This is a genomic window from Halomonas sp. Bachu 37, from assembly GCF_039691755.1.
GTDB lineage: Bacteria > Pseudomonadota > Gammaproteobacteria > Pseudomonadales > Halomonadaceae > Vreelandella > Vreelandella kashgarensis.
The window spans coordinates 3,236,049-3,250,679 of record NZ_CP137552.1 but is presented as its reverse complement, the minus strand read 5'-3'; the positions used below and the strand labels follow the sequence as shown (position 1 = coordinate 3,250,679).

14 protein-coding genes are annotated in these 14,631 nt (G+C 60.8%); 1 reads left to right on the top strand and 13 read right to left on the bottom strand.

Annotated features, from left to right (window positions below):
• Positions 1-7 precede the first annotated feature (7 nt).
• From R5M92_RS14935 to phnD, 6 genes are all read right to left on the bottom strand, one after another.
• Positions 8-1,891: a methyl-accepting chemotaxis protein gene (locus tag R5M92_RS14935; RefSeq protein ID WP_346796754.1), complete on the bottom strand. Its 1,884-nt coding sequence runs from the start codon at positions 1,889-1,891 to the stop codon at positions 8-10.
• A 108-nt stretch (positions 1,892-1,999) separates the two neighbouring features.
• Positions 2,000-2,428, bottom strand: a complete 429-nt coding sequence (locus tag R5M92_RS14930) for a host attachment protein (RefSeq protein ID WP_346796753.1) — start codon at positions 2,426-2,428, stop codon at positions 2,000-2,002.
• Positions 2,429-2,504: 76 nt separating this feature from the next.
• The gene (gene phnE, locus R5M92_RS14925) at positions 2,505-3,314 is read right to left on the bottom strand and encodes a phosphonate ABC transporter, permease protein PhnE (RefSeq protein WP_346796752.1); all 810 of its coding nucleotides are present in this window, start codon (positions 3,312-3,314) and stop codon (positions 2,505-2,507) included.
• Positions 3,308-4,120: a phosphonate ABC transporter, permease protein PhnE gene (gene phnE, locus R5M92_RS14920; RefSeq protein WP_346796750.1), complete on the bottom strand. Its 813-nt coding sequence runs from the start codon at positions 4,118-4,120 to the stop codon at positions 3,308-3,310. The genes phnE (R5M92_RS14925) and phnE (R5M92_RS14920) overlap by 7 nt, the downstream gene beginning before the upstream one ends.
• Positions 4,107-4,913: a phosphonate ABC transporter ATP-binding protein gene (phnC, locus tag R5M92_RS14915; protein WP_346796749.1), complete on the bottom strand. Its 807-nt coding sequence runs from the start codon at positions 4,911-4,913 to the stop codon at positions 4,107-4,109. The genes phnE (R5M92_RS14920) and phnC overlap by 14 nt, the downstream gene beginning before the upstream one ends.
• A gap of 67 nt (positions 4,914-4,980) precedes the next feature.
• A complete protein-coding gene (gene phnD / locus R5M92_RS14910; protein WP_346796748.1) occupies positions 4,981-5,982 on the bottom strand; it encodes a phosphate/phosphite/phosphonate ABC transporter substrate-binding protein in 1,002 nt (333 codons plus the stop codon).
• Between the two features lie 179 nt (positions 5,983-6,161).
• Here phnD and R5M92_RS14905 point away from each other — a divergent pair, with 179 nt between their 5' ends.
• Complete coding sequence (locus tag R5M92_RS14905) at positions 6,162-6,770, top strand: histidine phosphatase family protein (RefSeq protein WP_346796747.1); 609 nt, start codon at positions 6,162-6,164, stop codon at positions 6,768-6,770.
• An 81-nt stretch (positions 6,771-6,851) separates the two neighbouring features.
• Here R5M92_RS14905 and R5M92_RS14900 read toward each other — a convergent pair whose 3' ends face one another.
• The 7 genes from R5M92_RS14900 to hemE all read right to left on the bottom strand — a co-directional run bounded on the left by R5M92_RS14900 (position 6,852) and on the right by hemE (position 14,439).
• Positions 6,852-7,580, bottom strand: coding sequence for an amino acid ABC transporter ATP-binding protein (locus R5M92_RS14900; RefSeq protein WP_346799400.1), 729 nt, complete (start codon positions 7,578-7,580; stop codon positions 6,852-6,854).
• A 60-nt stretch (positions 7,581-7,640) separates the two neighbouring features.
• The gene (locus R5M92_RS14895) at positions 7,641-8,741 is read right to left on the bottom strand and encodes an amino acid ABC transporter permease (RefSeq protein WP_346796746.1); all 1,101 of its coding nucleotides are present in this window, start codon (positions 8,739-8,741) and stop codon (positions 7,641-7,643) included.
• 25 nt (positions 8,742-8,766) lie between these two features.
• Positions 8,767-9,957, bottom strand: a complete 1,191-nt coding sequence (locus tag R5M92_RS14890) for an amino acid ABC transporter permease (RefSeq protein WP_346796745.1) — start codon at positions 9,955-9,957, stop codon at positions 8,767-8,769.
• An 85-nt stretch (positions 9,958-10,042) separates the two neighbouring features.
• Positions 10,043-11,071, bottom strand: coding sequence for an amino acid ABC transporter substrate-binding protein (locus R5M92_RS14885; protein ID WP_346796744.1), 1,029 nt, complete (start codon positions 11,069-11,071; stop codon positions 10,043-10,045).
• A gap of 288 nt (positions 11,072-11,359) precedes the next feature.
• Positions 11,360-12,373: an amino acid ABC transporter substrate-binding protein gene (locus R5M92_RS14880; RefSeq protein ID WP_346796743.1), complete on the bottom strand. Its 1,014-nt coding sequence runs from the start codon at positions 12,371-12,373 to the stop codon at positions 11,360-11,362.
• 90 nt (positions 12,374-12,463) lie between these two features.
• Entirely contained in the window at positions 12,464-13,327 is an 864-nt protein-coding gene (speE, locus tag R5M92_RS14875; protein ID WP_346796742.1) for a polyamine aminopropyltransferase, read from the bottom strand.
• Positions 13,324-14,439, bottom strand: coding sequence for a uroporphyrinogen decarboxylase (gene hemE / locus R5M92_RS14870; protein ID WP_346796741.1), 1,116 nt, complete (start codon positions 14,437-14,439; stop codon positions 13,324-13,326). The genes speE and hemE overlap by 4 nt, the downstream gene beginning before the upstream one ends.
• Positions 14,440-14,631 lie beyond the last annotated feature (192 nt).

Genomic DNA, 14,631 nt, shown 5'->3' with positions numbered 1-14,631 from the left:
GTCTGTGTTAGACACGAGGCCGGCTTTCGGCCAGGCGTTCAGCTGATCGGTAGGCTGTAGGCGCGTTGAGTGCTGGTGCAGCGCCGTCCTGAGACAATTTGAAGCGGCTGATGGCATCCGTCAGGTGGTCCGCCTGGTCCTTGAGCTGCTCGGCAGCGGTGGTCGACTCTTCCACCATGGCGGCGTTCTCCTGGGTCATGCGGTCGAGCTCGGCAACGGCTATGTTCACCTGGCCGATACCATCGCTTTGCTCGCTGGCAGCGGAGGTGATTTCTCCGAGCACGTCGGTGACACGGGTAATGTGATTGACGATGTCGTCCATGGTCTCGCCGGCGCTGTGCACCAGCTGGGTACCGTTTGACACCTTTCCTTGGGAATCTTCGATCAGGTTCTTGATGTCGTTGGCGGCGTCGTTGCTGCGGCTGGCCAGTTTACGAACTTCTTCCGCCACCACCGCGAACCCGCGTCCGTGCTCTCCGGCGCGCGCCGCTTCCACCGAGGCATTGAGCGCCAGCAGGTTGGTCTGGAAGGCGATATTGTTCATCAGCGAGACGATGTCACCGATTTTCCCCGACGACTGGGCGATATCTTCCATCGTCGAGATGACCTGCGCCACCGCCTGTCCGCCGCGACCGGCGACGTCGGATGCCGCCTGGGCGAGATGATTGGCTTCCTTGGCGGACGACGAGGTGTGCTCGACCGTGCTGGTGATTTCCTCTATCGAGGCGGAGGTCTGTTGCAGGCTGGAGGCGGTATTTTCGGTGCGTCGCGATAGGTCCTGGCCGCCGTTGGCAATTTCCGTGGCGGCGTTGTGGACGGCTTCACTGCTGGTGCGAACATCCAGCAGCACGGCATTCATGGTGGCGACAAAGCGGTTGAAGGCGGCGGCAATCTGGGTGATTTCGTCGTTACCTTCTTCGGACAAGCGCTGGGTCAAGTCACCTTCGCCGGAGGCGATATCGTTCATGGCATCGCGGGCAGCAAGCAGACGACGCAGCAGCCACTTGAGCAGCAGGCTCAAGAATATCGCCGCCGCCAAGGCGACTATCACCAGCGTCACAAGCGAAGACTTGATGATACCGCGCAGCCCGGCGGTAGCTTCATGCTCATCGAGTACGACACCCAGCGTCCAGGGGCTGCCGTCGATGGGTGTGAGCGAGAGCAGGGCATCGCGGCCGTTGATGGTCACGGCCTGGCCTCCTTCACGCTGGCTCAGTTCGGCCATGGCGGCGGGATTCAACTCCTCGCTGAGCTGGGTGAGCGGTGCCAGGATAAGCTCGCTGTCGGGGTGGGCAATAAGCGTCTCCCCCTCGCTGCTCAGGAAGGCAAAGCTTGCGGGGGAGGGGGAGATGGCGGCGATATTGTCGATGATGGCGTCCATTACCACGTCACCGCCGATCACGCCGTAAAGCGAACCGTTGCGCATGACCGGGGTGGCGAATGTCACCACCATCTGGCCACTGTTGGCGTCGACGTAGGGCAATGAAACGATGCTGTGGCCCTGGGCCGCGGCGCTCTGGTACCAGTCGCGCTGGCGCGGGTTGTAATCGTCCGGCGGTACCCAGCCATCCGCAGTGGTCAGGCTGCCATCGGCCCTGCCCAGATAGGTGGAGAGAAAGCCTCCCGATTCGGCCGCCTGGAGTAGGGCGGGTACCGGGTCGGCGCCGGTGGTGACAGGCCCGCGTACCGCTTCGATCATCCCGCTTCTGGCACCCAGCCAGGCGGCGACAGCCTGGGAGTGGCCCTCGGCAATGGCGGCAAGCTCATGGTCGACCTGGTCGGCGTTATGGGATTTGACGGTGAAATAGCTGGCAGCGCTATTGAGCAGCAGGGCAAGAACTATCACCGCGAGCGCGGTGAGGACGATACGGATTCGCAAGGAGGATAGCATGGACGCTCTCTGTGATAAGTGACCTGTTCAGTTAGGGGCTTATCGGCAAGAGCGTCCGTGGCTTTAGTTGTAAGTTATTTCTTACAAAGAGATCAACTTAAAGAGATATCAGCGCAAGTCGCTTACCGCCTCCTGAATGTTTTCCACTGAGGCCTTGCTCAAGTCCTTCGACAGGGTATGAATGACCAATTTGCGGGTAGGGGCGTCGAGCTTGTCCTTGAGCAGACCCAGGAATTTGGCCGGCGCTACCAGGATCAGCTTGTCCATGCTGTTGTCGACCCTGGCATCGTACAGCCGCCCCGCAACCTGCTTGGCAAATATCTCCGCCTCGTGGTCCTGCGCCACGTTGTCACTTCGACTGTCACGTCGTGCATTGGCGGTCGACTCATCCATGGATCCTGTGGAGCCGGTGATCAAGTCGCCCTCGTGCAGACGGCCCTCTGCATGCACCAAGCTCTCCTTTTCCGCCAACGTCTTGGTATCGCGTACGAAGATACGCGCTCGGGCGGCGTCGGCTACCACGATATAGGTTGTCATCGTTACACGTCCTCCTTGTCGTTGCTGTGAGTTAACCATGGCAATCGTTGACGGTGTGGTCAAATGACGTCTGAACTTAAAGCACCCTGCGCCGCAGCAGGCTGGTCAATGCCTCGCCGATCAACACCAGTATCACGATGGCGATCAGTATCGTCGCCACGGTGGGCCAGGCGAAGGTGTCGATGGCGCCCTGCAGGATCACGCCGATGCCGCCGGCGCCGACCAGCCCCAGCACGGTGGATTCACGGATATTGATGTCCCAGCGCAGGATGACGATGGCGAAGAAGGCCGGCATCACCTGGGGCACGATGGCATAGGCAATGACCTTGGCCTTGCCGGCGCCGGTGGCCTGCATGGCCTCCACCGGTCGCTTGTCGATCTCCTCGATCGCCTCGCCCATCAACTTGCCGATGAACCCCACCGAGCGGCACATGATCGCCAGGATACCGGCGAGCACACCGGGACCGAAGATGGCGACGAACAGCAACGCCCATATGATGGTATTCACCGATCGGCTGGCGACCAGGATGAAACGCCCGAGCCATAGGCAGGCGCGGTTGGGCGTGGTGTTCTGCGCGGCAATATAGGAAACGGGCAGGGCGATGAATATCGTCAGCATGGTCGCCAGGGTGGCGATGTGCACGGTTTCGATCAATGCGGAGACGATTTCACCGAGCCGCGAGGGATCGGGCGGCCACATGCGCCCGCCAAGGTTGGATATCTGGTTGGGAGCGTCCCAAACCCAGGGCCAGAAGATATCGATATCGCGAACCGCCCAAACCACCAGCATCACGGTGATCAGGAGCAGTGCATAGCGAACCAGCCGCTCCTTGCGATCGTAACGCTGCCAGACACGGTCGGCGAGGTGTTGCGCATGATCTACCATATCTTCTTCCTCACCCACCCGCTGAAGCCTTCGCTGAGCAGGATCACCGCAATGATGACCAGCAAAATGGCGAAGGCGAAATCATAGTCGTAGCGTCCGAACGCGTTCATCAGGGTACCGCCGATGCCGCCGGCCCCGACGATACCCACCACCGCCGAAGCGCGCAGGTTGCTGTCGAGCTGGTACATCGAGAGCCCCACCTGACGCGGCAGGATCTGGGGAAAAACGGCATAGAACAGCGTGGCGAGGAACCCGGCCCCGGCGGCGCGCATGGCTTCCACCTGGCCCCAGTCGATCTCCTCGATCTCCTCGGCGAGCAGCTTGCCGACGAAGCCGATGGAGTAGAGCGTGAGAGTCAGTATGCCCGCCAGCGGCCCGAACCCCACGGCGGCGACGAACAGGATGGCGACGATCACCGGGTGAAAGCTGCGCGAGACGATGATCACCGCGCGGCCGAACAGGTAGACCGGCAAAGGGGCGATATTGCGTGCGGCCATGACGGCAAAGGGAATCGAGAGCAGCACGCCGAGCAAGGTTGCCAGGATGGCGATCTGGAAGCTCTCCTTGAATCCGGTCAGCATCAACTCCATGCGCTGGAAGCTCGGCGGAAAGCCGCCGCCGAAGATGCTTGCCGCCCGGGGCAGGCCCTCGGCGATGCGCTGCCAGTTGAAGGGCAGGGTGCCGAAGGCCCAGACAAGATAGACCACCAGTAGCGCCAACAAACCGTAGCGTACCAGGGGGTTGGCGATGAACGGCGGCTTGCGCCAGGTGCGTGGAAGCGGAGAGGAGGACTCAGGCGGAGCCATGGCTTGCTTCCTCCTGGCGCTTCGCGGGATCGTCGGTAATCTCGTCGTCGGGGGCCTCGATGCCGCCGTAAATGGCATCCAAGGCCTCCTTGTTGAAGTCGGCGGGAACGCCGTCGAAGATCATCTTGCCGTGGCGCAGGCCGACGATGCGCTCGGTGTAGGTCTTGGCCTGGGCGACGTTATGGATGTTGATCAGCACCGGTAGCGACAGCTCGCTGGCCAGACTCTGCAGCAGGATCATGATCTGCTCGGAGGTGCGCGGGTCCAGCGAGGCCGTTGGTTCGTCGGCCAGCAACACTTCCGGTTCCTGCATCAAGGCGCGTACGACGCCCACGCGTTGACGCTCGCCGCCCGATAGCGCATCGGCGCGCTTGTTGGCGTAATGGGCGATGCCCACCCGCTCCATCAGGGTGAAGGCGCGTTCGATGTCTTCCTGGGGGTAACGGCGGGAGATGGCCTGGTAGAGGCTGACGTATCCCAGCCGGCCCGCCAGTACGTTCTCCATCACCGTGAGGCGGTCGACCAGGTTGAAGCCCTGGAAGACCATGCCGATCTTGCGCCGGGCACGACGCAGCGCCCCGCCCTTGAGGTTGACCAGCTCCGTGCCGTTGAGTTTGATCGAGCCCGAGGTGGGCTCCACCAGGCGGTTGATACAGCGCAACATGGTGCTTTTACCCGCACCCGAGGCGCCCACGATGGAGACGACACTGTTGCCTTCCACTACCAGGTCCAGCCCCTTGAGCACAGCCTCATCGTGGCCATAGCGTTTGACCAGATTCGAAATTTCCAGCATTCATCCATACCATCATCGAAGGGAAAGGCGAGTCGACTACGCGCCGCCGAAGCGGCGCGAGGCGGATTCATTCCAGGTTGTCGCGGGTATAGCTCACGCCATTGGCCGACTGGATGGTACGGATGACCTTCCAATTGTCCTGATAGTTGATGGGAATGAATTTCTCGACCCCCTCGAACTCTTCGCCCAGTTCGGTACCAGCGAATTCGAAGGTGAAGAAGGCTTCTTCGATCTTCTCGACCAGGTCGGGATGCAGGTTGTGGGCGTAATTGTAGGAAGTCGTGGGGAAACGGTCGGATTCGTACAGAATCTTGACGTCGTCTTCGTCATACAGCCCGCGTGCCGCCATGCGCTCCACCACTTCCGAGGCGACCGGCGCGGCATCGTAGTCCTGAGCGACCACGCCGAGCATGGACTGGTCGTGGCTGCCTGAGTAGACCACTTCATAATCCTCGTCCGGGACGATGCCTTCTTCGGGGAAGAGGGCACGCGGCGCCTGGTTGCCCGAGTTGGAGGTCGGCGAAGTGTGCGCCACGCGCTTGCCCTTGAGGTCCTCGATGGAATCGATACCCGAGTCGACATGGGTATAAAGCTGCAGGGTATAGCCGAACTGGCCGTCATCGGAGCCCATCAGGGCGAAGGGTACGGCACCGGCGAGGTTGACCGCGAAAGGGGTCGGTCCGGTGGAGAACCCGGCGATATGCAGGCGGCCGCTGCGCATGGCCTCGACCTGGGCCGAGTTGGACTGTACGGCGAAGAAGCGCACGTCGCGCTCGGTGACTTCCTCCAGATGATCGATGAAGGGCTGCCAGATATCGGAATAGATAGCGGGATCTTCCACCGGCGTATAGGCGAAGATCAGGGTGTCGGGATCGGCCCAATCGCTTTCGTCTTCGGGGCGGTCGGCTACCATGTCGCCGTTTTCGTCGCAGTAGATCTCGGCAAGGTCGCCGCGCTCGCAATCCTGTTGGGCGAAAGCGGGGGTTGCGGCAAGCAGCGCCAACGGCAGTGCGGCCGATAACGCCAGAGTGGCGAGCGGGTACTTGAAGGTAACGCGTGTGGCTTGCATGGCAAGAATCCTTTGGTTTGTTTTTATAAGTCGACCTGGCGCTGTCGCTACGATCCGGTCGGGCTTCGAGGCCGGGTCTGTGTTGCAAAATCTTTAAGCGGTTTTTCGAAACTGGACATTCTTTGTGCAAAATGATTATTTTCGAAAGTATTCCTCAATCTAGAATTTGTGACGATCCCATGTCAAACACTTTCCTCTCGGCTGGCCAAGGCTGGTGCAATCGGTATCTGCTCATGCGTCATGGCCATAGCCAGGCCAATCAGGAAGGGCGGATCATCAGCACTCCTGAGCGTGGCCTGGACGCCTTCGGCTTGTCGCCCGATGGGCATCGCCAACTCGATACGTTGCTGCCGCAATGGCAGTGGCCGACACCGACACGCATCGTTCATTCCGACTTTCTGCGCACGACCGAAACCGCCCTCCGAGTGGCCGACCACTTCGGCTTGACCGTGCAGGCGGAGCCACGTTTGCGCGAACGCAACTTCGGCATATTCGAAGGCGGGCCGGACAGCCGCTATCCCGACGTCTGGGCGCGCGATGCCGAGGATGCCGAGCACGGCGATAACGGGGTGGAATCCGTCAGTTCGGTAGCCAGGCGTATGAGTGGCGTGGTGGCCGAGCTGGAACGTACCCGGCAGGGCGAAACGATCCTGCTGGTGAGCCATGGCGACCCCTTGCAGATTCTCCTAACCGCTCTCGATGGGCGTGGTCTGAGTCGCCACCGGGAACAGATCGCCCTCGCCCCGGCAAGCGTTACACCGTTGTCCCGCAACGTCTCACCGCCTTGAATTACCGGCCACCAGCGCGATGTTCGCTAGCCAGCCGGTACGATAAGCCGTTGCTGCAACAACGCGCGGGTTCGAGCAGCGTCAGTGGCCGAGAATCTGGCTGAGGAACAGCTGGGTACGCTCGGATTGCGGGTTGTTGAAGAACGGCTCGGGGGCGTTCTCCTCGATGATCTGACCCTGGTCCATGAAGATTACCCGGTCCGCCACGGTCTTGGCGAAGCCCATCTCGTGGGTCACGCAGAGCATGGTCATGCCTTCGTTGGCCAGCTCGATCATGACATCCAGCACCTCCTTGATCATCTCGGGGTCGAGCGCCGAGGTGGGCTCGTCGAACAGCATGATGTCGGGGTTCATGCACAGCGAGCGGGCGATCGCCACACGCTGCTGCTGACCCCCGGAAAGCTGACCGGGATACTTCCTCGCCTGCTCGGCGATCTGCACGCGCTCCAGGTACCGCATGGCTTGGGCTTCCGCCTCCTTGCGCGGTTTCTTCTGCACCCACATGGGCGCGATGCAGCAGTTCTCCAGCACCGTCAAATGGGGGAACAGGTTGAAGTGCTGGAAGACCATGCCCACGCTGCGGCGAATCTGCTCGATGCGCTTCACGTCCTGGGTCATGTGGACTCCACCCACCACGATTTCCCCCTTCTGGTGCTCTTCGAGGTGGTTGATGCAGCGAATCAGAGTGGACTTGCCCGAGCCCGAAGGCCCGCATATCACGATGCGCTCGCCGCGTTTCACTTCAAAATAGATATCACGCAGAACATGAAAATCGCCATACCACTTGTTGACGTTGCGCATCTCGACCATCAGGTCTGCTGATTGTGTAGCTGTTTGATTCATGATGATTTCCTAACGGTTCCCGAGAGATCAGCGCTTATGACCGGTGTGGAGTTTGCGTTCCAGATACTGACTGTAGCGCGACATGCTGAAACAGAAGATCCAGAACACGAAAGCAGCGAACACATAACCTTCCAGCGAGAACCCCAGCCAGCGCGAGTCGGACAGCGCTGCCTGGACGATGCCCAGCAGGTCGAACAGGCCGATGATCATCACCAGTGTGGTGTCCTTGAACAGGGAAATGAACGTATTGACGATACCGGGGATCATCATCTTCAACGCCTGGGGCAGCACGATCAGGCCCATGCGTTTCCAGTAGGTCATGCCCAGCGCGGCGGCGGCTTCGTCCTGGCCCTTGGGAATGGCCTGCAGTCCGCCCCGAATCACTTCCGCCATGTAGGCGCTCTGGAACAGGGTGATGCCGATCAAGGCGCGTACCAGGCGGTCGACGCTGATTTCCGACGGCAGAAACAGCGGCAGCATCACCGAGGCCATGAACAGTACCGTAATCAGCGGTACGCCACGCCAGAACTCGATGAACACCACACAGAAACTCTTGACGATAGGCATGTTCGAGCGCCGCCCCAGCGCCAGCACGATACCGATAGGCAGAGCGCCCACCATGCCCACTACCGCCAGCAGCAGGGTCAGCATCAGCCCGCCCCAGCGGTGCGTCGGGACTCGCGGCAAGTCGAAGTAGCCACCATGAAGCAGTACGTAGGCGGTAACGGGAAAGACCGTCAAGGCGAAGATGGCCACCCAGCGCTTGCCGGGAAGGCGCGGGATCGCCAGCCAGGCAATCAGCACGGCGAAGCCGGCGAACACGATGTTCGCTCGCCATGTCTCGTCGCTGGGGTACAGCCCGTAGATGAACTGGGAAAAACGTGCGTTGATGAATACCCAGCAGGCACCTTCGCGGGAACAGTCGTCGCGCGAGGTGCCGATCCAGTCGGCATTGATGAATGCCCACTGGATGGTGGGAACCAGCAGCAGATACAGCACATACAGCCCGATCAGCGTGAACACGGTGTTGATCGGTCCGCTGAACAGATTGGCGCGCATCCAGGCAAGCGGGCCGATGGTATTGCTCGGCGCCGGCTGCTGGGGAATCATTTCTTGGTTATGAATCATGCTTGTCTCCTGATCTCGCCCGGGCCTAGCGTTCCACCAGTGCAACGCGTGCGTTGAACCAGTTCATGAACATTGAGACCAAAAGACTGATGGTCAGGTACACCGCCATGGTCATGGCGATAACTTCGATTGCCTGGCCGGTCTGGTTCAGCGTCGTGCCGGCGAATACCGATACCAGATCCGGATAGCCGATGGCGGTGGCCAGCGAGGAGTTCTTGATCAAGTTCAGGTACTGGCTGGTCAACGGCGGGATGATCACGCGCAATGCCTGGGGAATGATGACCAGGCGCAATACCAGTTTCTGCGGCAGACTCAGCGCCTGGGCCGCCTCGGTCTGGCCATGGGGGATCGCCTGGATGCCCGAACGCACGATTTCGGCAATGAACGACGCGGTGTAGATCGAAAGCGCCAACCACAGGGCGAGAAATTCCGGAATCACGGTGACGCCGCCGCGAAAGTTGAAGCCGCGAAGCTCGGGCACGTTCCAGGTGACGGGCACCCCGGTTGCCACCAGGCCCAGCAGCGGCAGGCCGAGAATCAACGCCAGAGCGATCCAGCCGGCGGGGAAACGCTTGCCCGTGGCCTCGTGGCGGCGCTTGTTCCACACCATCAAGGCAATGCTGACGACAATCGCCACGATGAAGGCCGCCGGTATGATGCCGAAGCCGGACTCGAACAGGGGCTGCGGCAGGTACAGCCCGCGCACGTTGAGGAACAGCACCTCACCGAACGCCAGGCTGTCGCGGGCGCTGGGCAAGGTGCGCAGCACGGCGAAGTACCAGAAGAATATCTGCAGCAGCAGCGGGATATTACGAAAGGTCTCGATGTAGGCATTGGCCAGACGAGCCAGCAACCAATTGGGCGATAGTCGGGCGATACCCACGGTAAAGCCGATGATGGTCGCGGCCAGAACCCCGAGAGCCCCCACCAGCAATGTGTTGAGCAGGCCGACTAGGAAAGTGCGGCCATAGGTGCTTTGCGAGGAGTAATCCACCAGGGTCTGGACGATGCCGAAGCCCGCGGTATTGGTAAGAAAACCAAAACCGGTGGTTATTCCGCGTGCCTCCAGGTTGGCCTGGGCATTGCCGACGATGTAAAGCAGGAAAGCCGCCACGGCGGCGACTAACAGCAGCTGAAAAATGAGGGCGCGCTTGGCGCGGTCTCGCCAGAAAGGGGGCTTTTGGCCCACCGGGCGAGCATTGGGTCTAACGGACATGGGTTGCGTCTCCGCCACACGGAAGGTCATTCAAAAGGCCCGCCATGCTCCTGAAAGAGCGGCGGGCCAAGGTCAAGCGAGACGCTTAGCGAATCGGGGGAGCGTACATGATGCCACCCTCTGTCCACAGAGCGTTGACTCCACGCTCGATTTCCAGCGGTGAATTCGGACCTACGTTACGGTCGAAGATTTCGCCGTAGTTACCCACCTGCTTGATGATCTGGTAAGCCCAGTCAGCATCAAGGCCCATAGCCTCGCCGTAATTGTCATCCTGGCCGAGGATACGCGCGATATTGGGATCTTCCGACTCCATCATCTCGTCGACGTTGTCGCTGTTGATGCCGTATTCCTCGGCATTGATCATGGCGAACAGCGACCACTTGACGATGTTGAACCAGGTATCGTCGCCTTGGCGTACCACCGGACCCAGCGGTTCCTTGGAAATGATTTCCGGCAGGATCATGGAGCCTTCCGGATTATCGAGCTGGATGCGCAGCGCGGCCAGCTGGGAAGTGTCCGAGGTCAGCACGTCACAACGGCCGGCCTGGTAGCCGCCCACGGTCTGTTCGGAGGTGTCGAAGACGATCGGGTCGAATTCCATGTTCTTGGCCCGGAAGTAATCGGCCACATTGAGTTCGGTGGTGGTGCCGGATTGAACGCAGATGGCGGCTCCGTCGAGCTCCTCGGCACTGCTAATTCCCAGGTCCCGGTTGATCATGAAACCGATACCGTCATAGAACGTTACACCAGTGAAGTTCAACCCCAGGGTGGTGTCGCGGGTGGTGGTCCAGGTGGTATTGCGCGACAGTACGTCGACTTCACCGGACTGCAGCGCGGTGAAGCGTTCGACGGCGTTCAGCGAGATGTAGTCCACCGCGTCGGCATCGCCGAGTACGGCAGCGGCCACGGCGCGGCAGACATCGACATCCAGTCCTTGCCAGTTGCCTTCATCGTCCGGCGCGGAAAAACCCGGCAAGCCGTCACTGACGCCGCACTGAACCGAGCCCTGTTCCCGGGTGTCTTCCAGTGTGTCAGCTTGGGCTGTCGTGGCCATGCCCGTCAGGGTCAAGGCACCGGCGGAAGCCAGCATTACTAGGTGTTTCTTGTTCAGCATGAGAGTCCCCTCACTTGGATTGGTATCGTTGTGCATGCCGTAGCATGTGTCTAAAACCTAGCAAGGAAGATGCCAGCGACGGTATGGCGCGAATTCATCGCTTTTCAACGCAAGCGACTTTTGTTGCGACGAAAGTTTGAGGTGCAAAAAAGCCACCACCCGTCTCGTGTCGCACCAAAACAGTACTCAACGGCGGGCGGTGGCCTTTAATGCGCCGCTTGGCGCGGGTCGTGACTCTTGGTTTCTGAGTACGCTTAGTTCCTCAGTGCTCCTGGTCTCTCAGTACTCTCAGCGGATTGGCGGGGCGTACTGGATGCCGCCATCCACCCACAAGGCGTTCAAGCCCCGGGCAATATTGAAATCGGAGCCTTCCCCGACATTGCGGTCGTAGACTTCGGCATAATTACCGACTTGCTTGATGATGTTGTAAGCCCAGTCTGCCTCCAGCCCCATGCCTTCGCCGTAATTGTCGTCCTTGCCCAGAATGCGAGCCACATTGGGATCGTCGGAGCCCCGCATGTCGTCGACATTGGCGCTGGTGATGCCGTACTCCTCGGCATTGAGCATGGCGAACAGCGACCATTTGACGATATTGAACCACTGGTCGTCACCCTGGAGAACGGCCGGGCCGAGGGGCTCCTTGGAGATGATCTCCGGCAGCACCACGGCCGAATCGGGATTATCCAGGTGCATTCGCTGGCCATACAGCTGGGAAGCATCCGAACTCAGTACATCACAGCGGCCTGCCTCGAAGCCGGCAATCGACTGCTCGGGGGAGTCGAACACCACCGCTTCGTATTCCATGTCATTGACCTGGAAATAGTCCGCCAGATTCAGTTCGCTGGTGGTGCCGGACTGGGTGCATACCGCCGCTCCGTCGAGCTCAGTGGCACTCTGCACGCCCAGGTCGCTGGCTACCATGAAGGCCTGGCCATCGTAATAGCTGACCCCGGTGAAATTGACTCCCATGGTGGTGTCGCGATGGGAGGTCCAGGTAGTGGTACGCGAGAGCAGGTCCACTTCGCCGGACTGCAGCGCGGTAAAGCGCTCCACCGAATCCAGCGGCACGAACTGTACCTTTTCGGCGTCACCGAGCGCGGCGGCGGCCACGGCGCGGCAGACATCGGTATCCAGGCCGCGATACTGGTCGTCGTCATCCAGCGAGGAGAAACCCGGTTGTGCCGCGTTCACGCCGCAGCGTAGCGAGTCGCGCTCGCGCACATCGTCCAGCGTCGCCGCCTGGGCAATGACCGGCCCCAGCAGCAGGGCGGCACCCGTTCCCATCAATAACTTGGCAGACATGAGATTTCCTTTATTGGTGTCTTGTTGAATCGCTTCACGGCAGCGTTGCCGCCTGTGTCTTTGTAAGCCGTTATGTCGGGTTATACAACGTCAGACATCGAAGGCCTGGCGCATGAACGGAGGTAGGGTCAGGGCGCCTCGGTGAGCCTCGGGGGTGTAGTAGAGTAGTGCCATCGCGCTTTCTGCCGCTGCCTGCTCGCGGAAATCGCAGACATCGCAATCCTTGCCCGCCAGCGTCACGCTCCACCAGCCCGAAGGGTAGACTGGCTGCGGGAAGGGCAGCGTTGCCACGCTGTCGAAGCCGGCTGCCTGCATGTCGCGGCGCAGCTCGCGAATGATCGAGCCGCTGTGGTAGAGCGGAGATTCGCTCTGCTGCACCATCACGCCGCCCGGTTTGAGAATGCGGTGGCAGCGCTTGAGGAAGTCGGTCTTGAACAAGCCTTCCGCTGGCCCCACCGGGTCGGTGGAATCGATGATCAGCACGTCGATACTGGCATCGTCGGCCTCGTCCACCCACTTCACCCCATCGGCGAACAAGAGCTCCGCACGCGGGTCGTCGTTCGACTCGGTGAGCGCCGGGAAGAAGCGTTCGGCGGCCTTGGTCACTTCCTCGTCGATATCGATCTGGGTCACTTTCTCCACGCCGGGATGACGCAGCACTTCTTTCAGCGTGCCGCAGTCGCCACCACCGATGATCACCACGCGCCTGGGGTTCTGATGAGTGAAAAGCGCAGGATGGGCGATCATCTCATGATAGAGAAAGTTGTCGCGATCAGTAAGCATCACGCAGCCATCCAGCACCATCAGGTTACCAAAGGTCTGGGTCGCGTAGACTTCCAGATGCTGATAGGGGCTCTGCACGTCGAGCAGTTTCTCGTTCACCTTGAGCGAGAAGGCGCTGCCTTGGCTATCGAAGACTTCGGTGAACCACGTTTCATCGAGGGGACGGTTCATGACGGGGCTCCCGGGCAAGTGTCGCTGGGGGTCGAGGGAATATTGCGGTGGTAGCGAGGGCTCAGCTCGTGCAAGGCGTCCATGAAGGCAGTGACGTTATCCGGATTGGTGAACTGGCTGATGCCGTGGCCCAGGTTGAACACATGGCCCGGCCCCGCACCGTAGCTGTCCAGCACCCGGGCGACTTCGGCACGAATGGCCGAGGGCCGGGCGAACAGCACATTGGGGTCCAGGTTGCCCTGCAGCGCCACCTTATGGCCGACCCGCTCGCGGGCGTCGGAGAGTTCGGTCGACCAGTCCAGGCCCAGGGCGTCACTGCCGGCCGCGGCGATGTGCTCAAGCCACTGGCCGCCGTTCTTGGTGAACAGGATGACCGGCACGCGGCGTCCGTCGTGCTCGCGGATCAGGCCGGCGACGATCTGCTCCATGTAGCGCAGCGAGAATTCCAGGTAGGCCGGGGTGGAAAGCGCGCCGCCCCAGGTATCGAATATCTGCACCGCCTGAGCGCCGGCGCGAATCTGCGCATTCAGGTAATCGGTCACCGCTTGCGCCAGCGTATCCAGCAATTGGTGCATGGTATCCGGCGTATCGTAGAGCATGGTCTTGATGTGGCGGAAATCCTTGCTCGACCCGCCCTCGACCATGTAGGTCGCCAGGGTCCAGGGGCTGCCGGAGAAGCCGATCAGCGGCACGCGACCGTTGAGTTCGCGGCGGATGGTGGAAACGGCGCGCATCACGTAGTCCAGGTCGCGCTCGGCGTCGGGCGGGGTGAGCGCCGCGACCTCGTCGGGGGTGCGCACGGTCTTGCGGAATTTGGGTCCTTCGCCGGTCTCGAAGTAGAGGCCGAGCCCCATGGCATCGGGGATGGTGAGAATGTCCGAAAACAGGATGGCGGCATCCAGCGGATAGCGCTCCAGCGGCTGCAGGGTGACTTCACAGGCCAGGTCATGGTTGCGGCACAGATCCATGAAACTGCCGGCATCGGCACGTGAGGCACGGTATTCCGGCAGGTAGCGCCCTGCCTGGCGCATCATCCATACCGGCGTACGGTCCACGGGCTGGCGCGCCAGGGCGCGTAGGAAGCGGTCGTTGTGAAGCTCTTGGCTGGACATAGTAGTCTTGCTCTCGGGAAGTTTGCCGGCATTGTACTTAACAACACTGTTCTTAACAGCAATGCGCTTATCGTACTGCAGGATTGTACTGGAAAAGCCAGTCGTACTTGAAAACCCGTCGGCATGCACATAAAGACGCAATTCGTGAGGCAAGCAACGGTTCCTGCTAGAATGGCTCTCCTTTGACTCAAC